At 56.1% G+C, this 26131-nt stretch carries 25 protein-coding genes; 15 read left to right on the top strand and 10 right to left on the bottom strand.

Translation table 11 applies throughout. The features are described 5' to 3' along the window. Positions 1–65: 65 nt before the first annotated feature. From IT971_RS06260 to purM, 3 genes are all read right to left on the bottom strand, one after another. Positions 66–443 carry a hypothetical protein gene (locus IT971_RS06260; RefSeq protein WP_063093820.1) on the bottom strand — a complete coding sequence of 126 codons (378 nt, stop codon included), beginning with the start codon at positions 441–443 and terminating at the stop codon, positions 66–68. A 177-nt stretch (positions 444–620) separates the two neighbouring features. Then, positions 621–1295 (bottom strand): phosphoribosylglycinamide formyltransferase, encoded by a 675-nt coding sequence (purN, locus tag IT971_RS06265; protein WP_063093822.1) that lies wholly within the window; start codon positions 1293–1295, stop codon positions 621–623. Continuing rightward, positions 1283–2356: a phosphoribosylformylglycinamidine cyclo-ligase gene (purM, locus tag IT971_RS06270; RefSeq protein ID WP_007090847.1), complete on the bottom strand. Its 1074-nt coding sequence runs from the start codon at positions 2354–2356 to the stop codon at positions 1283–1285. The genes purN and purM overlap by 13 nt, the downstream gene beginning before the upstream one ends. A 318-nt stretch (positions 2357–2674) precedes the next feature. On the opposite strand from purM, the gene IT971_RS06275 reads away from it, so the two are divergent. The 7 genes from IT971_RS06275 to rnd all read left to right on the top strand — a co-directional run bounded on the left by IT971_RS06275 (position 2675) and on the right by rnd (position 9691). Next, entirely contained in the window at positions 2675–3799 is a 1125-nt protein-coding gene (locus IT971_RS06275; protein WP_223305040.1) for a DUF2066 domain-containing protein, read from the top strand. Positions 3800–3895: 96 nt separating this feature from the next. Then, positions 3896–4993, top strand: coding sequence for an AI-2E family transporter (locus IT971_RS06280; RefSeq protein ID WP_007090849.1), 1098 nt, complete (start codon positions 3896–3898; stop codon positions 4991–4993). Positions 4994–5000: 7 nt separating this feature from the next. Further along, on the top strand, positions 5001–5753 hold the full coding sequence (locus tag IT971_RS06285) for a DnaA ATPase domain-containing protein (RefSeq protein ID WP_007090850.1): 753 nt from the start codon (positions 5001–5003) through the stop codon (positions 5751–5753). Positions 5754–5837: 84 nt separating this feature from the next. Then, positions 5838–6374, top strand: coding sequence for a RimK/LysX family protein (locus tag IT971_RS06290; protein WP_007090851.1), 537 nt, complete (start codon positions 5838–5840; stop codon positions 6372–6374). Between the two features lie 61 nt (positions 6375–6435). Next, positions 6436–7341, top strand: coding sequence for a 30S ribosomal protein S6--L-glutamate ligase (gene rimK, locus IT971_RS06295; protein ID WP_007090852.1), 906 nt, complete (start codon positions 6436–6438; stop codon positions 7339–7341). A 3-nt stretch (positions 7342–7344) separates the two neighbouring features. Continuing rightward, complete coding sequence (locus tag IT971_RS06300; RefSeq protein ID WP_007090853.1) at positions 7345–8433, top strand: succinylglutamate desuccinylase/aspartoacylase family protein; 1089 nt, start codon at positions 7345–7347, stop codon at positions 8431–8433. Between the two features lie 88 nt (positions 8434–8521). Further along, positions 8522–9691, top strand: a complete 1170-nt coding sequence (gene rnd, locus IT971_RS06305) for a ribonuclease D (RefSeq protein WP_063093825.1) — start codon at positions 8522–8524, stop codon at positions 9689–9691. Positions 9692–9789: 98 nt separating this feature from the next. On the opposite strand, the gene IT971_RS06310 is transcribed toward rnd, so the two are convergent. Both IT971_RS06310 and IT971_RS06315 read right to left on the bottom strand, forming a co-directional pair. After that, entirely contained in the window at positions 9790–10251 is a 462-nt protein-coding gene (locus IT971_RS06310; RefSeq protein ID WP_063093827.1) for a nuclear transport factor 2 family protein, read from the bottom strand. Next, a complete protein-coding gene (locus tag IT971_RS06315; protein WP_063093829.1) occupies positions 10248–11108 on the bottom strand; it encodes an SDR family oxidoreductase in 861 nt (286 codons plus the stop codon). The genes IT971_RS06310 and IT971_RS06315 overlap by 4 nt, the downstream gene beginning before the upstream one ends. A gap of 105 nt (positions 11109–11213) precedes the next feature. On the opposite strand from IT971_RS06315, the gene IT971_RS06320 reads away from it, so the two are divergent. Then, positions 11214–12128 carry a LysR family transcriptional regulator gene (locus tag IT971_RS06320; protein WP_063093831.1) on the top strand — a complete coding sequence of 305 codons (915 nt, stop codon included), beginning with the start codon at positions 11214–11216 and terminating at the stop codon, positions 12126–12128. 27 nt (positions 12129–12155) lie between these two features. Here the strand turns inward: IT971_RS06320 and IT971_RS06325 are convergent, their stop codons facing one another. The 4 genes from IT971_RS06325 to IT971_RS06340 all read right to left on the bottom strand — a co-directional run bounded on the left by IT971_RS06325 (position 12156) and on the right by IT971_RS06340 (position 18266). Next, complete coding sequence (locus IT971_RS06325; protein ID WP_065701931.1) at positions 12156–13049, bottom strand: glycosyltransferase family 2 protein; 894 nt, start codon at positions 13047–13049, stop codon at positions 12156–12158. Between the two features lie 106 nt (positions 13050–13155). Beyond that, complete coding sequence (locus IT971_RS06330) at positions 13156–14403, bottom strand: DUF1835 domain-containing protein (RefSeq protein ID WP_063093835.1); 1248 nt, start codon at positions 14401–14403, stop codon at positions 13156–13158. Positions 14404–14595: 192 nt separating this feature from the next. Beyond that, positions 14596–16092 (bottom strand): exopolyphosphatase, encoded by a 1497-nt coding sequence (gene ppx, locus IT971_RS06335; RefSeq protein ID WP_007090859.1) that lies wholly within the window; start codon positions 16090–16092, stop codon positions 14596–14598. A 26-nt stretch (positions 16093–16118) separates the two neighbouring features. Then, a complete protein-coding gene (locus IT971_RS06340) occupies positions 16119–18266 on the bottom strand; it encodes an RNA degradosome polyphosphate kinase (protein ID WP_007090860.1) in 2148 nt (715 codons plus the stop codon). Between the two features lie 195 nt (positions 18267–18461). Between IT971_RS06340 and IT971_RS06345 the strand changes: the two genes are divergently transcribed. The 4 genes from IT971_RS06345 (at position 18462) to IT971_RS06360 (ending at position 22992) form a co-directional block, all read left to right on the top strand. Continuing rightward, positions 18462–18998 carry a histidine phosphatase family protein gene (locus IT971_RS06345; RefSeq protein WP_063093837.1) on the top strand — a complete coding sequence of 179 codons (537 nt, stop codon included), beginning with the start codon at positions 18462–18464 and terminating at the stop codon, positions 18996–18998. 246 nt (positions 18999–19244) lie between these two features. Further along, the gene (gene aspS, locus IT971_RS06350; protein ID WP_063093839.1) at positions 19245–21032 is read left to right on the top strand and encodes an aspartate--tRNA ligase; all 1788 of its coding nucleotides are present in this window, start codon (positions 19245–19247) and stop codon (positions 21030–21032) included. Between the two features lie 146 nt (positions 21033–21178). Further along, the gene (locus IT971_RS06355; protein ID WP_063093841.1) at positions 21179–22096 is read left to right on the top strand and encodes an SPOR domain-containing protein; all 918 of its coding nucleotides are present in this window, start codon (positions 21179–21181) and stop codon (positions 22094–22096) included. A 2-nt stretch (positions 22097–22098) separates the two neighbouring features. After that, positions 22099–22992, top strand: coding sequence for an EipB family protein (locus IT971_RS06360; protein WP_037988750.1), 894 nt, complete (start codon positions 22099–22101; stop codon positions 22990–22992). A gap of 97 nt (positions 22993–23089) precedes the next feature. On the opposite strand, the gene IT971_RS06365 is transcribed toward IT971_RS06360, so the two are convergent. Further along, on the bottom strand, positions 23090–23407 hold the full coding sequence (locus tag IT971_RS06365; protein ID WP_007090865.1) for a helix-turn-helix transcriptional regulator: 318 nt from the start codon (positions 23405–23407) through the stop codon (positions 23090–23092). 465 nt (positions 23408–23872) lie between these two features. On the opposite strand from IT971_RS06365, the gene IT971_RS06370 reads away from it, so the two are divergent. The 3 genes from IT971_RS06370 to IT971_RS06380 all read left to right on the top strand — a co-directional run bounded on the left by IT971_RS06370 (position 23873) and on the right by IT971_RS06380 (position 26130). Continuing rightward, positions 23873–24802: a histone deacetylase family protein gene (locus IT971_RS06370; RefSeq protein ID WP_063093843.1), complete on the top strand. Its 930-nt coding sequence runs from the start codon at positions 23873–23875 to the stop codon at positions 24800–24802. A 153-nt stretch (positions 24803–24955) separates the two neighbouring features. Continuing rightward, a complete protein-coding gene (locus IT971_RS06375; protein ID WP_007090869.1) occupies positions 24956–25219 on the top strand; it encodes an exodeoxyribonuclease VII small subunit in 264 nt (87 codons plus the stop codon). 14 nt (positions 25220–25233) lie between these two features. Then, positions 25234–26130 carry a polyprenyl synthetase family protein gene (locus IT971_RS06380; protein ID WP_007090870.1) on the top strand — a complete coding sequence of 299 codons (897 nt, stop codon included), beginning with the start codon at positions 25234–25236 and terminating at the stop codon, positions 26128–26130. Position 26131 lies beyond the last annotated feature (1 nt).

Consider the following 26131-nt stretch of genomic DNA (forward strand, 5'->3'; position numbering starts at 1 on the left):
TGCGACGCAAGACGCAGATTAACTGGCGATATCATTCATTTGGCCAATAAAGCCCGATGCGGATGTCAGTCTGTCGGGGCGCAGGAATAGGGCAGGAAGGAACCCGTGGCGCCTTCATTCATCATTCTCAGGGACATTTTATTGGCGTAATCGAGTTCAGCCTCGGTGGTCGGACAGACATGGATGCGTCCGGTGCATCCCGATGCAACAAAGGCATCTTCGCTTTTTAGAAATTCCTCTCCAAGCTCGCTTTTATCCTGGCTCGTTTGAAGCTGGTCGCGAAACGACTGGTAAAACTGGCACTTGCGTTGGGACCAGCTCTGTTCATCGGCGCGGGCTTCATCGGCACAAAGCAGCATCGGTGCCACCAATACAGCAGCCAGAAGGGATGTATGCATCAGGATGGCTTGGGGAATGTTCAGGCGCAGCACGGATAATTTCATGTTTTTGGGGCTCTGATCCGGTGGACAGGTCGCAGGAGAAAAGACCTGAGAAATGCGAATGAAATATGACCAATATCAGAAACTGCCAGATCATTTTTCGTGATACCAGCAGACAAGAAAAGGGACAGGTTTTTACCTGCCCCTGAACCATGTGCGGATCGCCCGCCACGGGCGCAGTCAATTCGGTTCAGGCACCGGATTGATTTGCGCGAAATCCGGGGCATTCGCATCGGCGACCGTAACGATCCCGGCTTCATCGACCGAAACCCGGCCCTCGGCGATCCAGCGGATCACCTGCGGATAAATACGATGTTCCTGTTTCAGGATGCGCTGCGCCAGCGTACCTGCATCATCACCGGGCAGGACCGGCACCACGGCCTGCGCAATGATCGGGCCGCTGTCGACTTCGGGCACCACATAATGCACCGTGCAGCCGGAATATTTCACCCCGGCATCAAGGGCGGCCTGATGAACGTGCAGGCCCTTGAAGCTTGGCAGAAGGGACGGATGAATATTGATCAGGCGGCCTTCCCAGCGCGTCACGAAGCTTTCACTGACCAGACGCAGATAACCCGCCAGAACCACCAGATCGGCACCGGATTCTTCAATCAGGTTGCTGACCGTGCTGTCATAGGCTTCGCGCCCACCTTCAAAGCCCTTGTGCGATATCGCCTCGGCCCGGATACCGGCACGGCGCGCCCGTTCAAGCCCGCCTGCGTCAAGCTGGTTGGAAAACACCAGAACGATTTCGGCCGGATAATCAGACGCCTTGCAGGCATCAATGATCGCCTGAAGGTTCGACCCGCCGCCCGATACCAGAACGGCGAGTTTTAGCGGCGTTACTTTTCCCATGCAGCGGCCATGTTTTTGATGATGACCTGCGGGCCATCACCGGCACGCGGGCCGATCACACCGATCTGGCTGACGGTTTCGCCGTGTTCGCGCAAAAGCGCTTCGGCCTCATCTGCCTTGTCGGCCGGAACCACAACGCACATGCCAATGCCGCAATTAAAGGTCCGCGCCATTTCAACCGACGGGATGCCGCCCTGTTTGGACAGCCATTTGAAAATCGGAAGGAATTCCCACGTGCTGGCGTCAAACACCGCCGTCAGGTTTTCGGGCAAAACGCGCGGGACGTTTTCGGTCAAACCGCCACCGGTGATATGCGCCAGCGCCTTGACCAGACCGGCTTTGTGGGCCGCCAAACAGCTTTTGACATAGATTTTGGTCGGTTCAAGCAGCGCCTCGCCAACATTTTTGCCCGGTGCAAACGGGGCATCATCGCCGTAACCAAGACCGGCCATGTCGACAACCTTGCGCACCAGCGAATAACCGTTGGAATGAACGCCACTGGATGCCAGGCCAAGGATCACATCGCCCTCGGCAACGTTGGAACCATCAAGCAGTTCGCCGCGTTCCGCCGCCCCAACCGCAAAACCGGCCAGATCATATTCACCGTCCGCATACATGCCCGGCATTTCGGCGGTTTCGCCGCCGATCAACGCGCAGCCCGCCTGCTTGCAACCCTCGGCAATACCGGCAACAACGTCGGTTGCCTTATCAACGGCAAGTTTGCCGGTGGCAAAGTAATCAAGGAACAGAAGCGGCTCCGCCCCCTGGACCACAAGGTCATTGACGCTCATCGCGACAAGGTCGATGCCGACGGTATCGTGTTTGTCGGCCAGAAAGGCGACTTTAAGCTTGGTGCCGACACCATCGGTGCAGGAAACCAGAACCGGATCATTATAACCGGCAGCTTTCAGGTCGAACAAAGCGCCGAATCCCCCCAAACCACCGGTAACGCCGGTTCTGCTGGTTGCTTTGGCCAGCGGTTTGATAGCATCGACAAGGGCATTGCCAGCATCGATATCGACACCGGAGTCCTTATAGGTAAGGCCGTTGGAGGCGGTCATTGGGTGATCCTCGGCTTAAGCGCATGGATAAAACAAAGCGGGCAACCCGCGTTTTTCATCAGTAAGGGCGATCAGGCCGGGTTTTGGCAACCGGGGCTGGAACTTTCGCCTTGGTTACGCCTTTAATCAGGGCAATAAGAAGCCAAAAGTCATCATACTGATAAAAAACGCGGGCTTGATAATTTCCGCTGGGCCGAAAATACTCAAACGTGGGCAATATGCAATGCTCAGGTGCGCATGGGAGAGTTTTCTTTCCAGAATGCTTCACTCGTGCCACAAGAAGCATCAAACCATCGAAAAATGGGCAAAGAGGCAAACGTGCTTACAAGACTCAAAAGTTTCAGGCTGTTGGCAGGTGTCGTCGGACTTTCGGCGTCCTTATCCTTTCCGGTATTTGCGCAGGATATCTTTTCGGTATCGGGGGTGCATGTTGACGAAAGTGCGGAAACCGCCGCCGCCGCACGTGATCAGGCCCTAGCCATCGGTCAGCGCAAGGCCTTCGATGAGGTTGTGGCACGCCTGACATTGCCCGAAGACCGCAGAAGTCTTGGCACGCCAAACCAGAACGACATCAATAATATGGTGCGCGATTTCGGCGTTTCGAACGAGAAAACATCCTCGGTGCGCTATATCGCCGACATGACGGTGCGCTTCAAGGAAAACGAACTTCGCAATTATTTGCGTTTCCGCGATATCCCGTTTGCCGAATTGCAGTCCAAGCCGGTGATCATTGTGCCGATCTATCATTCGGGCGGTTACACCAGCCTGTGGGATGACCCCAATCCGTGGCGCGATATCTGGAGCCGCAATTTCGCATCGGGCGGTCTGGTCCCGGTCAAGGCACCAATTGGCGATTTGCAGGATATCGGCATTGTTTCGGCCGAGCAGGCTGAAAATGGTGCGATCGACCGCTTGAACGAGCTTGCCCGCCGCTATGGTGCGAATGTCGCCGTTGTCGCCAGCGCCACGGTCCGTGGTGAAACCGGCGCGGAAACGGTTGATGTGACCGCCACCCGATATGACGCGGGCGGTGCGCCACAGATTTTTGGCGTGACCGAAACCACCCAGCCGGGCGAAAGCCTGAACGAAACGCTGGTTCGCGCGGCCAAAGGCGTACAGGACCAGCTTTCGGACGGCTGGAAACGTGCCAACCTGATCAATTACGGCACCGGCGGGCAGTTGATGGTGTTCATTCCGATCACCGGTCTTGATGACTGGGCCAGGATCGAGGAACGCATTATCGACTCTCCGGTGGTACGTAACAGCCGGGTCGTCGCAATGTCGCGCCGTGAAGTACAGATTGCTGTGGATTATGTCGGTTCGACCGATCAGCTTCGCACCGCCCTGGCACAACAGAATCTGAGCCTGAGCCAGATGGGGGATATCTGGTTCATCCAGCCTGCCGGGTCGGAGCGTTTGCAGGACCTGTCGATTGGCGGATAATGCCGCCTGAGGCTTAACCGTGCAGGATGTTCGCAAATATTTTGGGGGCGGGCATCATCACGGCGACATGACAGCGAAACAAGGGGAAAAACGGATATGACGTTTCGGCAACAGGCCCGTTTCTGGCTGATTTTCATTGTCGGTTTTTTCGTTCTGATCTGGCTTTTTTCCGGCATCCTGCTGCCGTTTGTGGCCGGGATGGCGATTGCCTATTTCCTTGATCCGCTGGCCGACCGGCTGGAAGCACGCGGGATCAACCGGACGATTGCCACGACGATCATCACGGTTCTGTTTTTCCTGATTTTCATTTTCGTGTTGTTGCTGATCGTGCCGATGATCGGCAGCCAGCTAGCAGGCTTCCTTGAAAGACTGCCCGGTTATATCGACACATTGCGGACGACCGTAGCACCGTATGTGCAGCACATCATCGACCGCATCGCGCCCGAAACGCTTGAAGGCATATCGGATTCGGTCAAAGGCCAGACCGCGAACGCGATCAAATGGGTCGGCAACCTTCTGACCAATGTGCTTTCGGGGGGGCTTGCGTTGCTGAACTTCCTCAGCCTTGTGTTCATTACCCCGGTTGTGGCGTTTTACCTGCTGCGTGACTGGGACAAGATCGTTGCCAAGATCGATGGATATCTGCCGCGCCGTTCGGCCGAGGATATCCGCCAATGCGCGCGCGAAATTGATGAAACCCTGGCTGGCTTCGTGCGCGGGCAGGCCACGGTTTGCATTTTGCTTGGCCTGTTCTACGCGCTGGGCCTGACGGCGGTTGGGCTTGAATTCGGCTTTGTCATTGGCCTGATGACCGGGCTCGTGTCCTTTGTACCCTATTTCGGCATGTTTGCCGGGTTCGCCGTTGGCATGGGCGTGGCATTGGCGCAGTTTGGCGTCAGTGTCGATCTGGCGCTGGTCGCCCTTGTTTTCGGGGCCGGGCAGGTGATGGAAGGCAACTTCCTGACCCCGAAACTGGTCGGCGACAAGGTCGGTCTGCATGCGGTCTGGGTGATGTTTGCCCTGCTGGCCGGGGGTGCTGTTTTCGGATTGCTGGGTGTGATGCTGGCCGTACCGGTGGCTGCGGTGATCGGTGTGCTTGTGCGATATGGCTTAAGGCAGTATCTGGATAGCCGGTTATATGATCACGGCCCTGACAATCCGGCCTATGATCCGTTAAAAGACGCCGAGAATTGAGAACACAGTGACCCGCGCACCCCAAAAGACGGCCCCGGACGAAACGCCCGCTGCACCCGAAAAGGGTGGCGACGGCCATATGCCGGAATTATCGCCGCAACAGTTGCCGCTGGAACTGGAACTGCGCCCGGCATTGGGGCGGGCCGATTTCATGGTCGCCGATTGTAATCGCGAAGCCGTTTCATGGATTGATCACTGGCCGGAATGGCCGGTTCCTGCCCTTTGCCTTTATGGTCCGCGCGGATCGGGCAAAAGCCACCTTGCGGAAGTATGGCGGGCACGGTCGGCCGCGCTAAGCGTTTCGGGGCGTGACCTTGTCGGGGCGAATCCGGACGTGCTTCTGGGCGATGCCACCGGGCTTGTCATCGAGGATGCCGATCTTGGCCTCGACGAGACGGTGTGTTTCCATCTTTATAATATGCTCAAAGAACGCGGCGGGCATTTGCTGATGACCGCACAGCAGCCCCCATCGCGCTGGAAAGTCGATCTGCCGGATTTGAAATCACGGCTGGGGGCGGCACTGGTCTGCGAAATTTCCCCGCCCGATGACGACTTGATGGTCGGACTTCTGATCAAGCTGTTCGCCGACCGGCAGATGGCACCTGGCCCGCAGATCATTGCCTATATCCTGCCACGCATCGAACGCAGCTTTGTCGCGCTTACCGAACTTGTGGCCGCGATTGACCGGCAGGCATTGGCGCAAAAGCGCGCGGTGACATTGCCGCTGGTGCGGGCTGTTATGGATGGTCAACAGGATTGACGTAGCAGTCAGACGCATTTTCGATAGGCGAGGCAAGATGTTGCGCGTTATATTCGCCCGATTGCAAATTACCGGATAGTGCATGTGACCCCGCGCAAGACCAAGGTTAAACCGTCCCTGAAATCCAAGACCGATGCACTGGTCCAGTCCGGACATGTTCTGGGCTGGCGCGAATGGATCGGACTACCGGATTTTGACGTGCCGTTGATGAAGGCCAAGGTCGATACCGGGGCGCGGACATCGTCGCTTCATGCGCTTAATCCCCGCATGATTGAACGCGATAACCAAAAATTCGTAAAATTCATCTTGCCGCATTACCGCGGTGACGGGCATGGTCGTATCGAATGCACGGCACCGCTTGTTGAAACCCGCGAGATTCGCAGTTCCAACGGCGAGGCCGAGGAACGTTATGTGATTTCGACCCATATTGCCGTCGGGCATCATAAAATCCGGGTCGAGATTTCATTGGCAAACCGTTCATTGATGGGCTTTCCCATGCTGCTGGGGCGCACGGCAATGAAGGCAGGAAGATTTTTGGTCCAACCGTCAAAATCTTATCTGGCGGGGAAACCGGAACAGGTTTATACGGCGCTGCAATCCGGCACCGTTTCGGAACAATGATCCGACGCTGTCGTTGAACCTTCGACACATTCTGTAACGCTCGACCACGGGAGTCCATTGCATGAAAATCGCAATGCTTGCGCGCAATCCTAATCTGTACTCCCACAAACGGCTGGTCGAGGCGGCCGAAAGTCGCGGGCACGAGATTGATGTCATCAACACCTTGCGCGTGACGATGAACATCACGTCGCTGAAGCCGGAAATCTATTACGGCGGCAAGAAACTGACCGGGTATGACGCGGTTATTCCGCGTATCGGCGTTTCGGTGACGTTTTTCGGACTGGCGGTGCTGCGTCAGTTTGAAATGATGGGGGTTTATCCGTTAAACGAATCCGTGGCGATTGGCCGGTCACGTGACAAGCTGCGCTCCTTGCAGATCCTGTCGCGGCGTGGTGTCGGCCTGCCGGTGACGGCCTTTGCCCATGATCCGAAAAAAACCGACGAGGTTCTTTCGATTGTTGGCGGTGCGCCGGTGGTGATCAAGCTTCTGGAAGGCACCCAGGGCATTGGTGTGGTTCTTGGCGAAACCGAAAAATCCGCCAAATCCGTGATCGAGGCCTTCCGCGGGGCCAATGTCGATATCATGGTGCAGGAATTCATCAAGGAAGCGGGCAATACCGATATTCGCTGCTTTGTAATTGGCGAGAAAGTCATTGCCAGCATGGAACGCACCGGGGCGGAGGGTGATTTCCGGTCCAACATTCATCGCGGCGGTTCGGCGCGGGCCGTGCGTATTACTCCGCAGGAACGTGCAACAGCAGTTGAAGCCGCCAAGGCGATGGGGCTAAATGTCTGTGGTGTCGATATTCTTCGCTCCAACCACGGTCCGGTGGTGATGGAAGTCAATTCATCGCCCGGGCTGGAAGGCATCGAAGGGGCAACCGGCAAGGACATTGCCGGAATGATTATCGAATTCATGGAAAAGGATCACCGCCCCGGCAAGGTGCGGACCAAAGGCAAGGGATAAACTGTGAACGAGATCGGGAAGAAAGTATCCAACGCCAGATCGGCAAAGGTAGCCAGAACCCCGGACTTCGAGATTGGCGATAAAAGGGTGCCTGCGGGCACCCGCCAGATCGTTGATATTCCGATCTCACTTTTATCCAATCACACGCCGGTCAATCTGACCGTCAATGTGGTGCATGGCAAACGCCCCGGCCCGGTTCTGTTCGTTAGTGGTGCCGTGCATGGCGATGAAATCGTCGGGGTGGAGGTCATCCGCCGGGTTCTGAAATCGCCCGCCCTTCGCGGGATGCATGGAACCTTGCTGGCGGTTCCGGTCGTCAATGCGTTCGGGTTTCTGAACCATACGCGCTATCTGCCCGACCGCCGCGACCTTAATCGGTGTTTCCCCGGTCATTCGGCGGGCTCCCTTGCCGCACAGCTTGCCCATCTTTTTCTGACTGAAATTGTCGAACGGTCCGATTTCGGCATCGATCTGCATTCCGCAGCCGTGAACCGCGTGAATCTGCCCCAGATCAGGGTCAATGAAGATGACGAGGATATCATGGCCTATGCCGAGGCCTTCGGCGCCCCGATCATCCTGACCAGTCCGCTGCGCGAAGGCTCGCTGCGCCAGGCCGGCAAGGAGGCCGAGGTGCCGATCCTGCTCTATGAAGCGGGCGAGGGGCTGCGTTTTGATGAAATGTCGATCCGGGCCGGTGTTTCGGGGGTTTTGCGCGTGATGCGCAAGCTTGGCATGACGTCGGGCAGATCAATCCGTGATCCGAAAGTCCCCCCTTTCAAATCATCCAGCAGTTACTGGCTGCGTGCGCCGGTCGGCGGGATTTTAAGGACCTTCAAGATCGCGGGCGAGTTCGTCAACGAAGGCGATGTGGTGGCCGCCGTCTCCGATCCGTTTGGCCTTCGCGATGCAGAGGTCGTGGCGAAACATGCCGGATTGATCATCGGGCGGACCAATCTGCCGATTGTCAATCAGGGCGATGCGCTTTTCCATGTGGCAGCGATCAAACGGTCATCGGAATTGCAGGAACGCATGGATGCCATCGAAACCCATCTGCAATCCGATCCGCTGCTTGACGAGGATGAAATCATCTAAGACGGCGTTTTTTAGTGCTTTTTGCGCATGATAGCTGCCATATCGAAGCTACTGGCGGATCGCGCCCGGCAATGTTATAGCAAGGTTTATGGAACCAATTACAAATACAGAAGAACTGCGCGCGTTGTGCGAAAAGCTCCGGCAGTTCGAATATGTCACGGTCGATACCGAGTTCATGCGCGATTCGACCTATTGGCCGCAGCTTTGCCTTGTGCAGTTGGCAAGCCCCGAAGCATCCGATAATGGTGCGGCGGTTGATCCGCTGGCCGAGGGCATTGACCTTGCCCCGTTGTTCGACCTGATGCAGGACGAAAGCGTGGTCAAGGTGTTTCACGCCGCCCGTCAGGATATCGAGATTTTCGTCCATCTCAGCGGCAGGGTCCCGCACCCGGTATTTGATACCCAGGTGGCGGCGATGGTGCTTGGCTATGGCGATCAGGTCGGTTACGAGACGCTGGTCAACAAGGTGGTGCGCAAGAATATCGATAAATCGATGCGCTTTACCGACTGGTCGCACCGCCCGCTTTCAACCAAGCAGCTCAGCTATGCGCTGTCGGATGTGACGCATCTTCGCGTGATTTACGAAGCCTTCCACGAACGCCTCGAAGCCAATGGCCGGGCCTATTGGCTGGCCGAGGAAATGGAACGCCTGACCGATCCGTCGATCTATACGATTGATCCCAAGGAAGCCTGGCTTCGGCTTAAAACCCGCTCCAACAGCCCGAAATTCCTGGCGGTGGCGCGCGCGCTTGGCGAATGGCGCGAGACCGAGGCACAACGCAAGAACCTGCCGCGTAACCGTGTTCTGCGCGATGATACGCTGCTTGATATCGCCGCCCGGCATCCATTGACCGACAAGGATCTCGACAAGACCCGTGGTGTTGGCCGCAATTTCGGCAGCAGCAAACCCGGTCAGGCGATCATCGAAGCCATTCAGGCCGCGCTTGACAGCCCGCAGGAAGATTGGCCACAACCAAAATTCCGCCCCGACCTTCCATCGGGCATCGGCCCGACGGTGGAGCTGCTCAAGGTGCTGCTCAAACTCTGTTCCGAGGAAAAGGGCGTCGCCCAGCGGCTGGTGGCATCCAGCGACGATTTGCAGAATATCGCGGCTGATGACAATGCCGACGTCCCGGCGATGCATGGCTGGCGGCGCGAATTGTTCGGGCAATATGCCCTGCAACTCAAACACGGACAGATCGGGCTCAAGCTCAAGAACGGCGAAGTTGTGTTTGTCGAACTTGACGCCGAGGACTAAATCCTTTCACCCAATCGAAGACATGAAAAAACGGGCCAAAGTCGGCCCGTTTTTCATTTTTGCAACAGGGGAGGAAGCCCGGTTTTAGAACCCCGGTTTTAGAACATCGTGTTGTCATGCGCCTGTTCGGCCGGGACCGGCTGGGCGACGTCCCAGTGTTCGATGATCTTGCCGGCATCATCAAGGCGGAAGATATCCATTACCGCACTTTCGCCTTCTGCCGAAAGGGACCTGACATGGGTAACCACCAGATTGCCCTCGGCGACAGTACGGACGATTTCGGCATGGATCGACGCATCAGAATTCAGCCAGCCGGTAATGCCATCGCGGAAGCCGTCAATGCCATCGGCAACAAACGGGTTATGCTGGATATATTCATCGCCGATATATTTCGTGATCGCGCCGTCAACATCGCGCTGATTGAAAACCATGTCATAAAACGCGACGACATTGGCGGTGTTGCGGTCTTCGACCTCGCCCGCATGGGCGGGCAAGGCGAAGCCGATGGCAACCAAGGTGACGATCAGGCTGGCAGCAAGGATTGTTTTGGCGCGGCTCATTTAAGCGCCTCTTTCAGAAAGTCCGCGGTGCTTTGCGGTGCGCGGCCAACAACCTTGGCGAAATCATCGCTGGTCTGTTCATAATCGCCATTGCGTGTGCCGACATACATGCCGGTCAGGGCGTCGACCAGATGATCGGGCAGGCCAAAGCTTGCCAGAATGCCGGTATGGACCTCGGGCGGCAGATCGACATAACGGATATCCTTGCCGGTTGCGTTGGCAATGATGGCGGCGATATCGGCAAAGCCGATGGGTGTGCCGGAAAGCTCGTAGGTCTGATTGACGTGATCGGCCGGGTTGGCAAGGACGGCAGCGGCGGCTTCGGCAAGGTCGTTACGCGGAATATAGCTGACCTTGCCATTGCCGGCCGGGGCACCGAAATCGCCGGTTTCAAGCGCATGCGGCACGCCTGCCATCAGAAGGTCGGTATAGAAGCTGTTGCGAAGCAAGGTGAAGGACAGGCCGCTTGCCTTGATGTAGCTTTCGGTGTCGGCATGGATCGAGGCATAGGTAAACGGGCTTTCAGGGCGCGCATCGATAAAGCTGGTATAGACCAGATGGCTGACACCGGCTGCTTTGGCGGCATCAACGGCGGTACGGTGCTGTTTGATGCGGGTTTCAACATCGGTTTCACCCGAAATGATCAGCGCGATATCAATGCCTTTGAACGCATTGGTCATCAGGGCAAGATCATCAAAATCGCCATGGCGGACATCAACGCCCCTGGCCGCAATGTCCTCTGCCTTGGCAACATCACGTACACTTACGGCGATCTGATCAGCAGAAACACGGCTCAGCAGATGTTTGACGACAAGGCTTCCGAGCTGGCCGGTTGCGCCGGTAACAAGGATTTTCATGGTTTCATTCTCCGGTAATCGGGGGTGGGCATTGGCCCGTCAATGGAATGAAACTGCACCTGATTTCCCATATGATCAATTCGATCAAGGTGATAGTATTCATGTATGAATATCGATGAATTAGACCTTGATTATCGTTTGCTGCGGCTTTTCCTGACCATCTATGACGAGGGATCAGTAACAGCCGCCGCCAACCGCCTTGGCGTCGGGCAACCGACCGTCAGCCACGGGCTCGACCGGTTGCGCCAGATTGTCGGCGATCCGCTTTTTGTCCGGTCAGGCCGGGGGATCACGCCAACCGCCCATGCCGATGAAATGGCCGGGCGGGTGCGCATCCTGTTGCAGGATTTGCGCAACCTTGCCCGCGTTGATGCCTTTGATCCGAACGATCCGAACCAATCCGCGCGCTTTGTGATCGGCACCAATGATTACGAGGTCGCGGTGATCATGCCCGAACTGTTTCGCATCATTCGCGGTTATGCCGCCGATATCCGGCTTCGGATTTTACCGATCCATGGTGATGTAAACGTGATTGACCGGCTGCGTAGCGGTCAGCTTGATCTGGCGATTGGCCTGCATATGACTGAAAATGTTGGCGATATCGCGCAACAGACCCTGTTTCGCGAACATATGGCGTGCTTTTATGATGCCGATTGCCATGATGTGCCACCCGATACGCTCGATCAATATTGCGCCGTGCCCCATGCGCGCGTGATCATCGGCAACAACGAGCATTCGGCGGTGGACGAGATGCTCGATGCCTGCGGACGCAAACGCCGCACGGTTTTGCAGGCATCGACCTTTGCCAGCATCGCCAGCCTGATCCGCGGGACGGACGTGATCGCATCGCTGCCCTCGCGGCTTGAACGCGATGTCATGACGGGCTTTGCCAAATGCACCTTCCCGCTTGATTTCCCTGAATACAGCTTCGCCCAGTCCTGGCATGTGCGCAACGCGGCAAGCGCCCCGCATAAATGGCTGCGGGGCGAGATTTTCAGGGTGACGAAGCGATTATCCTGAATGTATACGTCAGGCTTAATATCGATTTCAGTCAAACTGTTCGTGCGTGATTTTTGTGGCTCGAATTCCTACCAGTGCACTAACGGTCCCGCTGAAGCGCGCAAGATCGCGCCAGCTTTTCTTGCGATTACCGATCAGGAAGTATGAAATGGCGCGAAGGCCAAACTTAAGGGATAGTTTTAGTCCTTCAATCGTTGATGAAAGAGAACCTTTGTATTTGCGTTCGAAATAAATGCGTGACCAGGCAATATGCCAGAATTTGCGCCAATAATATGCTGAGTTCGGACGTACCGAGCCACCGTTGAGATGGCATATGATTGATTGTGGAACCAGAATGATGCTGTAGCCGGCACGACGCAGGCGTATGCAGAGATCATCGTCTTCGAAATAGAGATATATATTAGGATCGAAGTAGCCGATTTCTTTTGCAACAGTCATGCGGATCAGGTTCACTGCCCCAGACAGGAACTCTACGCAAATTGGGCCATCAGCTGGTTCCTGATACGCACCTTTCTTGTGACTTTTTCGTTTCCAGAGATCTACGTCATAGCTGAGTTCAATTTTCTGATCCGCATCAAGATGGATTGGTCCCAGCATACCGGAATCAGGATATGTATCTGCCGCCTGCTCTAGTTTTGTAATTGCATCCAAGCTTACAATTGAGTCCGGATTTGCAATGATACCAAATTCCGTTTCGACCTTTTTCAGACCAACGCTCGCCGCATTGCCATAACCCAAGCCTGTTTTATTACAGATGATGAGGGCATCCGGTCGTATTGCGCGCGCAAGGTCAAGGGTGTTGTCTGTTGAAGCATTGTCGACAACGATAAGGGGGAATTCTTTTGGAATGGCTCTGAGAAAATCCTCAAAAACCAAGCCACTGTTGTAGGTTACCGTTACGACAGTCGTTCTGGGCTTCATCGCAGTTTCAACTTTTGTTCTGTGCAAAATAAACGCGACTGTAGTTTTTTTTCCCCGGATTTGCCAGTGCTCAGGTCGCCTCTTGGTTACCGCGGGAATTGCTGGCTTATCGCAACGAACAAACCGAAAGAATCCTGATCCCGCCAACCCATCGTTCGCCGGTGTAAAGTTCCATGAAATTCCGGGTGCCGGAAAGGACTTCGTGGCCGGTTTCAGTCAGTGACAATATCTGTTCGGGCCAGGGCGTGTGCGGTTGATTGTCGGCGAAGTCAAAAAGCGGTGAGCTGGTTTGCTTCATATCGGCCAGAATTTCCCGGAACATCAGATCGCCCAGAAACGGCAGCGGTTCGTAAGACAGCATAAGATGACCAAAAACCTTGCCGGCCGGAAGTGGACCGAAATCGTCAAGGATTTGCAGGGTCAGTTCCTGCGTCAGGCCAAGACCGTTTCCGGGATCGGGCAATTCGCACAGATGGCGGTCAAGGGCTGCGATCATACAGGGGATCGGCGATTGGCCGTTATCGATTATGGCGCGCAGCGCATCGGGCTTTGATGCTCGGATCGCGGGCCAGACCGTTTGGCCAAAGGCCAGCATGGCATCCGAAACCGGCGCACGGGCATTTTCCCAGCACCAGATCAGCAATTCGGGCGAAAGCTGACCTAGGCCGATGAAACGCTCGACCCCGGGCACCCGATCCACACAGATCAGATCAAGCCGGGTTTGCGGGCGAAGGTTCGCGATGAAATCAAGCAGGAAGGCCAGTATGAGCTGATCGTAGCTGTCATGTTCAAACCACAGCACGACATGATCATAATCGCCCAGTGTCGCAAGACCGGCATATTCGCGTTGCAGGCGCGAAAACGCATCGGGAAAATCAATGCGATAGGATGATGCGATAAAACGCGCCCGGGTTTCGATGAAGTCGGGCAGGGGCACATCCGGCACCGGCCCCTGACAGAAGGGATCGGAAAATTCCATGAAAGCACCAACAAACCCGGCCAGTTTCAGGCAATGCGAAATATCCGAGCCACAGCGCAGATGTAGGGTTTGCACCGTATCGAGCTTCGGCAGATGCCCCGATGCGATCTGGCGCTGATGTTCGGTAATCCGGTCGATATGGGATTTCAGTTTCGGCCAGCTGGCAAAACCGTTTTCGCGCGCGATGACAATCTGGCTATCGGCCAGTTGCAGATCCTCAATGCTTTTGCCGGGCAGGTGGATACTGATGCGGGTTTGGGCATCGCCCTGTTGGGCGCGGGCGGATTTCAGCAGCTCCTTGGCGCGCTTGCGCTGCTGCTCAAGGTTAAGGCGGCCGTCAAAGATTCCGGATTTCGATGTGCGCGAAGCAGACATACGATTCCCCTGTGCTTAAGCCTGTGTCCGCCAGACAGGCAAGGAAACCGTGTGGTTCATATGTCGATTAGACCGGGCGCAGCCCTTTCCGCGGACGGGGTGCTTTGGGAAGCAACGGCACCATAGCATTGCGGGCTTTCCGGTTCAAAATAAATGAACCGGAAAGCCCTGAATAAACAGAAGGAAACGGGATCAGGGCTGGGGAAGCTGATCGACAATCACGACCCTGCTGTCGCAATCCATCAGTTTGGCAAGCTTCGATAAACGCTGTTCAACGACTTCACCGTTGAGTGCCGCGAAGTCCCTGTGCATCTGAAGTGTAAGCGTCTTGTCTTCATGAACAAGCGCCGTACCGGGAAGGATGCCTTCAACACCCCCCGAAAGGGTATGGCCAAGGCGGATGGCGTGACCGTAAAGGCGGCCAATCGCACGCGTGTCTTCGTCAAGCAGACGGTCGCTTGACTCGTCACCCTTGAAATTGCCGGTATAGCGTGACCCGATGGTATAAGCGAGGAACACCCGGTCATGATGGTTCAGATCAAGATAGGGATGATGCAGGATGCGGTTATAGCTCTGGATCGCGCGGTAATCGGGGTGTTCGCTCCATCCGACATCGCCGATGATGCAGGCGGCAAGGCGCAGACGGCCAAGATTGCCCGGCTGATCGCGGAAAATCGGTGCCGACCAGCGATACAGTTCTTCCCCATGCTGATGGAACCTCTCGCCATCTTCGGCAAAGCTGAGACAGGCATCAAGCAACGGATCGCGTTCGCGTAATTCATCGGGCAGGGCTTCGTACATCCAGCCTTCGCGAAGCCCGTGACTGGAAAACACGACCTCCTTGGCCTGCATGCGTTCAAGCAGCAGGTTCATGACAAGCCCCGCATGAGGCAGGCTATCGATACGGCGCTTGGAAACACCTCCAACCTTGTCAAGCGACACGCGGCTCTGCTGGGATATGATATGCGTCAGTTCGGCGATTTCGGCACGTGGCATGGTCAGGTTATGCACTACCGAAATCGGATAGTTTTCCTGGGCGATATAAAGCTTGGCAATCGAACGCCACGAACCGCCAACCGCAATCAATGGCTTGCCCGCCCCTTCATGCAGCCAGTCGATGCTTTCAAGGTGGGTTTTGACTTCGGCTTCCAGACGGGCACGGTCCGAACCAAATACCGCATGCAGGCGCATGGCACCCAACGGAACGCTGACGCGTTTTTTGATCTCGCCTTCATCAAGCAATACCAGTTCCAGCGACCCGCCACCGATATCACCAACAATGCCGGTTGCGCGCCGATCCCCCGAAATCACGCCAAGGGCGGAAAGGCGGGCTTCTTCAAGGCCGTCAATGACCTTGACGGTCAGGCCGGTCTCGGCAAGGACCCGATCACAAAAAGCCTGTCCGTCGCTGGCGGCACGGACAGCCGCGGTCGCCAGGATGTCGACCCGTGTGACCTTCATCGCGCGGAGCAACCGGGCAAAACGCCGCAGGGCGGCGGTTGCCATTTCAACACCTTCGGGGTTGAGACGGCCGGTGTTTTCGGGGTCGCGCCCCAGACCGCACATCACCTTTTCGTTAAAAATCGGGGCCGGTGCGCGTGTCATGCCATCAAACACAACAAGACGCACCGAGTTCGAGCCAACATCAATGATGGCGATACGGTTGGAAACCCTTTGGTCAGTCAGCATGCGGTTGGTTGAACCTGCCTGTTTTCTTAGTCATCAAGCTGCAGCACGGGGACATTTGGATCTTCCTCGCTAAGCGCGCTGCCACGGCCCGAAAGTGACGGGTTGGTCATGAAATACTGGTGAGAGGAGAAAGCATTTTCATCGGCTTCGCACCGCTCGTAAGTCCCGTCGGGCTGCAGGTACCAAGCCTGCGCCGTATCTTTCAGATTTGCAATCATGATCTGTTCGACAATCTGGCGCTGGCAGGTGGGGTTTTCCACCGGGACCAGTGTTTCGACACGACGGTTAAGGTTGCGCGGCATCCAGTCGGCAGATGAAATAAACGCCTTGGCCTTGCGCGACGGCAGTTTTGCGCCGTTTGCAAAGACGACAATGCGCGAATGTTCAAGGAACCGACCGACGATGGATTTGACCCGAATATTTTCCGATAACCCCGGCACACCGGGCCGCAAACAGCAGATGCCGCGCACGACCAGTTCGATATGAACCCCGCACTGGCTGGCGCGATAAAGCGCGTCAATCACCACCGGATCAACAAGGCTGTTCATCTTGGCCCAGATGCCCGCCGGTTTGCCCGCCTGACAGTTTTCGATCTCCTGATCGATATGGGCAAGCAGGGTCGGGCGAAGCGTATGCGGCGCGATGGCAATCTTTTCAAGCGACCGCGGGGTCGCATAACCGGTCATGAAATTAAAGATGCTGGCCGCGTCACGACCCAATGCCGGATCGCACGAGAAGAACGAAATATCGGTATAGAATTTCGCGGTGATCGGGTGATAGTTGCCGGTCCCGAAATGGACATAGGTCCGAAGCCCGTGGCTTTCGCGCCTGACCACCAGTGACACCTTGGCATGCGTTTTCCAGTCAAGGAAGCCATAGACCACCTGACAACCGGCACGTTCAAGATCGGCCGCCCAGCGCAGGTTGGCTTCCTCGTCAAAGCGGGCCTTGAGCTCCACCATCGCCGTTACCGATTTGCCCGCTTCGGCAGCCGCAATCAGGGCCTTGACGATCGGGCTGTTTTCCGATGTGCGATAAAGGGTCTGCTTGATGGTGACGACTTCGGGGTCACGCGCAGCCTGCAACAGGAACTGCACGACGACGTCGAAATCCTCGAACGGGTGGTGAACCACCAGATCCTTTTTGCTGATCGCGGCAAAGCAATCGCCGCCAAAGTCGCGCACCCGTTCGGGATAACGCGCGCCATAGGGCGGGAACAGTAGATCATGATGCAGATCGGAATCGATCAGCTGTTTGACATCGACAAGCCCGACAAGCCCGTCGACCTTGACGACTTCTTCGGGGGCGACAGAAAGTTCGTCGACCACGAAATCCAGAAGGTCTTCTGGCATCTCGGCATTGACTTTAAGCCGGATGATGCTGCCGCGGCGCCGACGCTTCAGCGCGGTCTTGAAAACGCGCACCAGATCTTCGGCTTCTTCTTCGATTTCAACGTCCGAGTCACGGATGACACGGAACAGGCCGTGTTCGATCATGTCGAAACCGGGGAACAGCTTGTTAAGGTAAAGGACAATCGCCTGTTCCAGCGGCAGATAGCGTTCGGTCCGGCCCGGCATGCGCAGGAAACGGCCGATTTTCGGCGGTACCGGGATCAGCCCGCGCATGTTGTGACCATCCGCCGGGTCAAACAGCTGCATGACAATCGCAAAGCCAAGGTTCGGAATGAACGGGAAGGGATGGGATGGATCAATGGCAAGCGGCGTTAAGGTCGGGAAGATTTCGCGCATGAAATAGCCGTCAAGCCATTTGCGGTCGGTCTGGGTCAAATCATCCGGTCTGATCACCGAAATCCCGTGCTTGTCCATCTCGCTGCTAAGCTGCTGCCAGATGCGCTGCTGATCCTGCATCAACTGGCTGGCATCATAGGTGATGGCGCGCAGCTGCTCGGACGGGCTCATGCCATCCTGGCTGACCTTGGTCATGCCCGCACGCAGCTGCCCGACAAGACCTGCGACGCGCACCATATAGAATTCGTCAAGGTTGCTGGCGGAAATCGACAGGAAACGCAGGCGTTCCAGCAACGGGTGACGTTTGTTTTGTGCCTCTTCAAGGACGCGGCCGTTAAAGGCCAGCCACGAAAGTTCGCGGTTTATAAAGCGCTTGTCCGAATCAAGTGTGATGGCGCTTGATTGAATAACGGCGGCGTGGGTCACGCTGTGCCTCCTGCGAAAGTGGGTTTGTGTCCTTGAAATAAAGCGACAGGTCCCGGTTGCGATTGGAGTATAGGATAACTGCTTGTCGGGGTGCAATTTTCTTAAATTTTTAAGTCAGTTTTCTTGGTGGCTTCACAGCGCCCGATGTGGCATGCAAAAGTCTGCTTTCCTTAAGATCACCGGATACCCGATTTTATGAAGACATTGCTTCTGCTCAGGCATGCAAAATCAAGCTGGACCGATCCGTCCCGATCCGATCACGACCGGGAACTGAACCGGCGCGGCGAAAAGGCGGCCCCGGTGATGGGGCGCTATTTGCATGAACAGGGGCTGGTGCCCGATCTGATCTGGTGTTCAACCGCCGAACGTACGGTTCAGACATTAACCCTGCTGGGGCGCGATTTTGCCAGTGCATCCGACGTGATCTACAACGAAGACCTTTATATGGCGACCGAGGCCGTGCTGCTTGAAAGCCTTGGGCACACCCATGACGAGGCCCGCTGTGTGATGATGATCGGCCATAATCCGGGACTTGCCGATTTCGCCGCCCGGCTGTTTGGCGAGGGCGATGGCGAAGCATTGCTGGAAATGAACCGTAAATATCCGACCTGCGGTCTTTGCCAGTATGAATTTGATGTTGATCATTGGGCGGACGTTCGGTTTGAGGCCGGGCGCCTGATTCGCTTTGTAAAGGTCAAGGATTTGCAGGGGATCGGTGCGCCGCCGACCTGAAATTCCGGCCCGCAATGCAGACCATTGCGACGGGCACTTGACGGCGGGGCTTTGGCAGCGTTTTATACCGCAGAATTTCAAGCGCCGCGTCGCGCAAACAGACAGATCACCCGATTTAAGCCCCCCGAATTGACCGGGGTGGCTGGTTTGCGGTGCTTTTTTGTTTGACAGCGCGGTGCAGCCATGCACCTTTGCGCCAAATTTGTGGCCCAAAATACCAAGCATACAAAGCAACCTGGAAAGACCATGCATCCTTATCGTTCACACAATTGTAATGCGTTGCGCGCCTCTGACGCCGATGCGGAAGTGCGCCTGTCCGGCTGGATCCACCGCAAGCGCGACCACGGCAACCTTCTGTTTGTCGATTTGCGCGACCATTACGGCATCACCCAGATCGTGATCGATATTTCAAGCCCGCTTTTCGCGGTTCTTGAAAAGTCGCGCGCCGAAAGTGTGATCACGGTGGACGGCAAGGTCGTCAAACGTACCGCCGAAACCGTCAACCCGAACCTGCCGACCGGCGAGATCGAGGTTTATGCATCGAACATCGAAGTCCAGTCGTCGGCCGACGTGCTGCCGATGCCGGTATTTGGCGATGCCGAATATGGCGAGGAAATCCGCCTGCGTCACCGTTACCTTGATCTGCGTCGCGAAAGTGTTCATTCGAACATCGTTCTGCGCTCGCGCGTGATCTCGGCGATGCGTCAGAAAATGACCGCACAGGGATTTTTGGAAATCCAGACCCCGATCCTGACGGCAAGCTCGCCCGAAGGTGCGCGTGACTTCCTCGTACCGTCGCGCATGCATCCGGGCAAATTTTATGCCCTGCCGCAGGCCCCCCAGCAGTTCAAGCAGCTTCTGATGGTTTCGGGCTTTGACCGTTATTTCCAGATCGCACCGTGCTTCCGCGATGAAGACGCCCGTGCCGACCGCTCCCCGGGCGAGTTTTATCAACTCGACTTCGAGATGGCCTTTGCCACCCAGGACGACGTGTTTGATGCGATCGAGCCGGTTCTTCATGACATCTTCGTCGAATTCGGCGGTGGTCGTGACGTAACGCCGCTTCCGTTCCCGCGCATTCCGTTTGATGAATCGATGGCGAAATACGGCTCGGACAAACCCGACCTTCGCAACCCGATCATCCTGTCTGACGTGACCGAAGCCTTCCGCGGTTCGAATTTCGGCATCTTTGCCTCGAACATCGAAAAGGGTTCGGTGGTTCGCGCCATTCCGGCACCGGGGGCCGCTGGCCGCCCGCGCAGCTTCTTTGACAAGCTCAATGCCTGGGCCCGCGAAGAAGGGGCGGCTGGTCTTGGTTACATCGTTTACGATGAAAACGGCGAAGCCAAAGGCCCGATTGCCAAAAATCTTGATGCCGAACGCATCGCAAAGATCAAGGAAGTTACCGGCGTTGCCAATGGCGATGCGGTCTTCTTTGCCTGTGACAAGGAACTGGCAGCAGCCAAATTTGCCGGCAAGTCGCGCGACAAGGTTTGCGATGAACTGGGCCTTCGTGAAGACGGCATGTTCAAATTCTGCTGGATCGTTGATTTCCCGATGTACGAGGAAGACGACGACGGCAAGATCGAATTCAGCCACAACCCGTTCTCGATGCCGCAAGGCGGTCTTGAAGCCCTTGAAACCATGAACCCGCTTGATATCAAGGCGTGGCAGTATGACATCGTGTGTAACGGTATCGAACTGTCGTCCGGTGCCATTCGTAACCACCGCCCGGACATCATGTACAAGGCGTTCGAGATTGCCGGTTATGGCAAGGAAGTCGTTGATGACCGCTTTGGCGGCATGATCAACGCGTTCAAATTCGGCGCACCGCCGCACGGTGGTTCGGCCCCGGGTGTTGACCGTATTGTGATGCTTCTGGCTGACGAGCCGAACATTCGCGAAGTCATTGCCTTCCCGCTGAACCAGCAGGCGCAGGATCTGATGATGAATGCCCCGGCCGCGGTCGATGACCGTCAGCTCAAGGAACTGCATCTGCGGGTGCAGCTTCCGCCGAAAATCAAAAAAGACTGATTTCTGTCTTTTGATGACGATAAAAACGGTCCGGAAATTTCCGGGCCGTTTTTGTTTGTCTATTGACCTTCGATGCTTACGTAATCTTAACCCGCCGTAATCCACATTCAGGGTGGAACAATTTATATCCTGCGGGGGATTACGGTTTGAAAAAGATACTTGTGGTGGTGGCACCGTTGGCATTGGCGGCGTGCGGTGGTCCGGTCGAACTGACCGTTGCCAAGCTGGCTGGTGATCTGATCAGCTATGTGACCACGGGCAAAAGCACCACCGATCATGCGGTTTCAGCGGTTGCCGAGCGCGATTGCGCCCTGCATCGCCCGTTATTCGAAGAAGACGTCTGCCGCGATAATGTCGTGCTCGATGATGCGGTTGCGCTGGCCGAACCGGGCGCGCCATCGGTGAAACAGAAAATCCGCGATGCCGAACCTGCAATTTATGCCGTTAACGCACCCGGCGAAGACTGGTCGCAACCTAATGCCGGTGCCCGCACATCGGCCGTGATTGTCCAAACCGATCTGCCGCCGCGTCCGGCGTCGCATGACGAAGTGGCTGCTGTTCCTGCATCAGCCCCGGTCGAAATCGCCAGCGCACAGGCGCAGTTCACCCCCGATCATGACCGTACCCCGCTTCGCAACGAAGGCCCCCTTGATCCGCAGGGCGAAGCCGATGCCGCGGTTGCCGGATATGTCGCCCCGCCAAAGCCGGTCGCACCTGTTGTCCAAACCCAAACCGCCGCCCTGACCGATACCGGCATCATGACCGACGAGGTCAGCGTGATCGCGCCGGAAAACGCCGGGCAGGACAAGCTTGTTGCAGTGCCGCTGCCGGGAGACTATGTAATACTGGCAAGCTTTGCAGATCAGCTGCGCGCGCAAAATGCCCTGTCGCTTTACCGTGAATATCAGCCGCGCCTGATCAGTGCGACGGTTGCGGGCCGGGAATATCTTCGTGTTGCTGTTGGTCCGCTTTCGCATGAGCATGCAAAAGATTTACGCCATCTTGCTGCCAAAAAGGGTGTCAAAGATCCCTGGATTGTCGGGATCGACGCTGCCGGAGAATAGAGTTGCCAGTTATTACGGTTTGTCCTGAAAATCGACAGCGTTCCGTCTTCGGGGCGCTGATCTTTTGTGTCGCCCTGGCGGGATGTTCCGCGCAGGCAGGGCAATCCTTTGCCGCCGGTCCGGGCGGTTTTGACCCGGCCCATGTGCGCAAGGCGGCTGATATACAGGCCGAATTGGTGCCGCATGTGGCGGAATACCGGTTTTCGATGGTGTCATCGGATGTCGGCAGCTCCGTTGTCGGTGTGCGCGGTGCGCTGGGTTACCGGTTTGAAAAGGTCTGTGATGGCTGGATCACCGAGATGCAGCATCTGATGGTTCTGCAAGGGGCCGAGGGCGGTTCGATCAATTCCGCCTATTCGATGACCCAGTGGGAAAACTTTGACGGATCGAAATACCGCTTCCGCATGCGTGATTATCTTGATGGTGTGCAGGTCGACGAGGTTGTTGGCGATGCGGTGCGTGACAAGGACAAGGTTCTTGTGACCTACGAAGTCCCGGTCGAAGTGACCGAGGAACTGCCGGCCGATACCATGTTCCCGACCCAGCATTCCCTAACCCTGCTGAAGCGCGCGCTTCAGGGGGATAAATTTGCCAATGATCTGGTGTTTGATGGCAGTGGCGATACACCGACCAACCGGATTGCCGCGGTGATTTCGGCAGCCAGACCATCGCAGAACACGGCCGAAGATGCCGATGGTATTGCAAATCGGCCCTATCACAGCCTTAACCTGGCCTATTACCCGCTTGGTGATGCCGAAAACGGCCCGTCGACCGAGATTGCGGTTGATTTCGGTGAAAACGGTGTCGCCCAGGAACTGCGGATGAATTACGGCAGTTTCCGCGTGCGTGGCGACCTTCAGAAAGTCACGCGGCTTGCTGCCCCCGAATGCGGTTAAACACAAACCGGATTATTGCCGCAATAACGGCCCGATAACGCAAAAAAGCCTGCCGGATGTCCGACAGGCTTTTTTGTGGGGGAAGTTCCATAAAGTCTTAGGCGGCGACGGCGCTGCTGTCGTCGCGGCAATACAGACCATAAAGTGTCTTGATGACGGTGACGGCTTCATCGCCTTGCAGCGAATAAAAGATCGTCTGTGCCTCGCGCCGGGTTTTAACCAGCTTGTCCCGCCGCAATCTTGCAAGATGCTGTGACAGGGCGGACTGGCTCAGTCCGACAATGCGTTCAAGTTCACCGACCGATTTTTCGCCATCGTTAAGCTGGCAAAGAATCATAAGTCTGCTCTGATTGCTCATGGCCTTCAGAAGCGCGCTGGCTTGCTCGGCCTTTTTTTCGAGATGGGTAAGTTCCATTTGGCTCCCTTTAGCCTGGCCATATTCGGCTTTTGTCCCAACTGGGGCATCGAGTGTATCACATTCGTGGTGATAATCTCCGATGGGATGTCCCCGATTTTTTCCAACCAACGAGGTCTTTGTGCCTCAAACCCATTAATGAAATTCAAGAATGGGAAGATTCCTATTCTCAAGTATAACATCAAACTGTCAAGACACTCTTTGTCTTGTGGACAGAGATTATGGCGATATTTCGTTCTGAGTCACCGTGTATACAATAGACAGTTCATGCAGGGTCTTAATCTGTCATTCAGTTTGAAAACTTGCAGTATTTGTCTGATTCATGATGATCTAGAACAAAGCAGCAGATAACGTCGGCTGGCACGATGAAACAATAATAACCAGGGTCGCCGCCCGTAAGGCAAGGTGACCGGCAAAAATCAAACTTGTCTGACTGGCATCTATTCAGGAAGGTATCCGCAAAACATGGCGACATTATTTGTCACGCATCAAAGCTGTATCGACCACGATACGGGGCCGGGCCACCCGGAACAGTCTGATCGTCTTCGCGTGATCCAGCGGGTGCTTGAAGCCGAAGAATTCATGTTCCTGCACCGCGAAGAAGCCCCAAAGGCCGATCTTGATCTGATCAAAAAGGTGCATGACCCTGCCTATGTCGACCGGGTCATGGCCGCGATCCCGCAAAGCGGATATGAATCCCTTGATGGCGATACCTATGTTTCATCGGCCTCGGGCGAGGCGGCATTGCGCGCGGTTGGCGGTGTCTGCGTCGCGGTCGATGCGGTCTTGGCCGGCCATGAACGCAATGCCTTTGTCGGCGTACGCCCGCCGGGACATCATGCGGAATATGACCGGGCGATGGGGTTCTGTCTGTTTAACAATGTGGCGGTCGGTGCGCGTCATGCCCGCGATGCCCATGGCATCAAACGTGTGGCGGTGATGGATTTTGACGTTCATCACGGCAATGGCACACAGGATCTTTTCTATAACGATCCCGACCTGTTTTACTGTTCAACCCATCAATGGCCGCTTTATCCCGGCACCGGTGCCCCCGATGAACGCGGATGTGCCAACAATATCCTCAATGTCGGGCTGTCGGCCGGGGCGGGAACGGCTGAAATGAAACACGCCTTCGAACAATCGGTTTTACCCGGCATTGCCGCCTTCAAACCGGAATTGCTGATCATTTCGGCCGGCTTCGATGCGCATCGCAATGACCCGCTGGCGGGACTTTCATTTGTTGAAAGCGACTTTGCCTGGATGACACAACAGCTTCTCGCACTCGCGGGCGAGGTTTGCGATAACCGCGTCGTCTCGGTGCTTGAAGGCGGCTATGACCTGCCATCGCTGGCAAGTTCGGTCATGTTCCATGTGCGAACCCTGATGACGGCATAAGGCATCCTTTTCCGCATTAGTTTCCGCAGTAATTTCCCCAGTAATTTACAAAGTAATTTACAAAGTAATTTCCGCTGCGATTTCCGTTCTGGCCGGTTGCCCTGCCGGGACGGTCGGCGTAAACTCCGCGCCAATCAAATCAATGGAGCAGATATGTCCACGCCAACCCCATCCACCACGATCCCCGATGATATCGCCAAACTCAGCTTTGAAGAGGCCCTCGGTCAGCTTGAAAGCCTCGTGCGGCAGCTCGAACAGGGGCAGGTGGGGCTTGATGATGCCATTGCATCCTATGAACGCGGTGCGGCGCTGAAACGTCATTGTGCCGATAAACTGCGCGCTGCCGAAGAACGCATCGAGAAAATTACGCTCGGTGCCGATGGCCGTCCGAACGCAACCCCGACTGAAATCGAATAATTCTCGCGGAGAATATGGTGAGTTACGACCTGCTTGCTGAGCTGAGTACTGCTTCTGCTGACCTTGGCGAAACGCTTGATGGCATTCTGCCGCGTCCCAATGGCCAGATCGAGCAACGCCTGTTTCAGGCGATGCGTTATTCAACCCTGGGCGAAGGCAAACGCCTGCGTCCGTTTCTGGTGCTAAGCTCCGCCGGATTGTTCCGGGTATCGCGCCAATGCGCGTTGCGAGTCGCCGCTGCGGTTGAAATGGTGCACAGCTATTCGCTGATCCATGATGATCTTCCGGCCATGGATGACGATGACCTTCGCCGTGGCAAGCCAAGCTGCCACAAGCAGTTTGACGAGGCGACCGCCATTCTGGCCGGTGACGCGCTGCTGACGCAGGCCTTCGAAGTGCTGGCCGATGAAAGCACCCATCCCGATCCGCGTGTCTGCACCGATCTTGTCCGCGCCCTTGCCCGTGCGGCCGGGCCTTACGGCATGGTCGGCGGTCAGATGATCGATCTGGCGGGCGAGGGGCAAAGCCTTGATCAGGCACAGGTCACCCATTTGCATCTGCTGAAAACCGGCCGGATGTTTGCCTTTGCCTGCGAAGCCGGGGCGATTCTGGGCAAGGCCCCCAAAAGCATGCGCATGGCCTTGCGATCCTACGCCCATGACATGGGGCTGGCCTTCCAGATCAAGGACGACCTTCTCGATGTGGAATCCAGCAGTGCGGAACTGGGCAAAACGGCCGGCAAGGATATCGATCAGGATAAATCGACCTATGTGAAGCTGCTGGGCCTTGAACAGGCCCGCGAGCAGGCAACCATGCTGTGCAATCAGGCGATCAATCACCTGAACTGCTTTGACGGCGAAGCCGAACCGCTGCGCGAAATGGCGCGTTTCGTGATCGAACGCGGGCGTTAAG

Source organism: Thalassospira sp. B30-1, assembly GCF_015767575.1.
Classification (GTDB): domain Bacteria; phylum Pseudomonadota; class Alphaproteobacteria; order Rhodospirillales; family Thalassospiraceae; genus Thalassospira; species Thalassospira xiamenensis.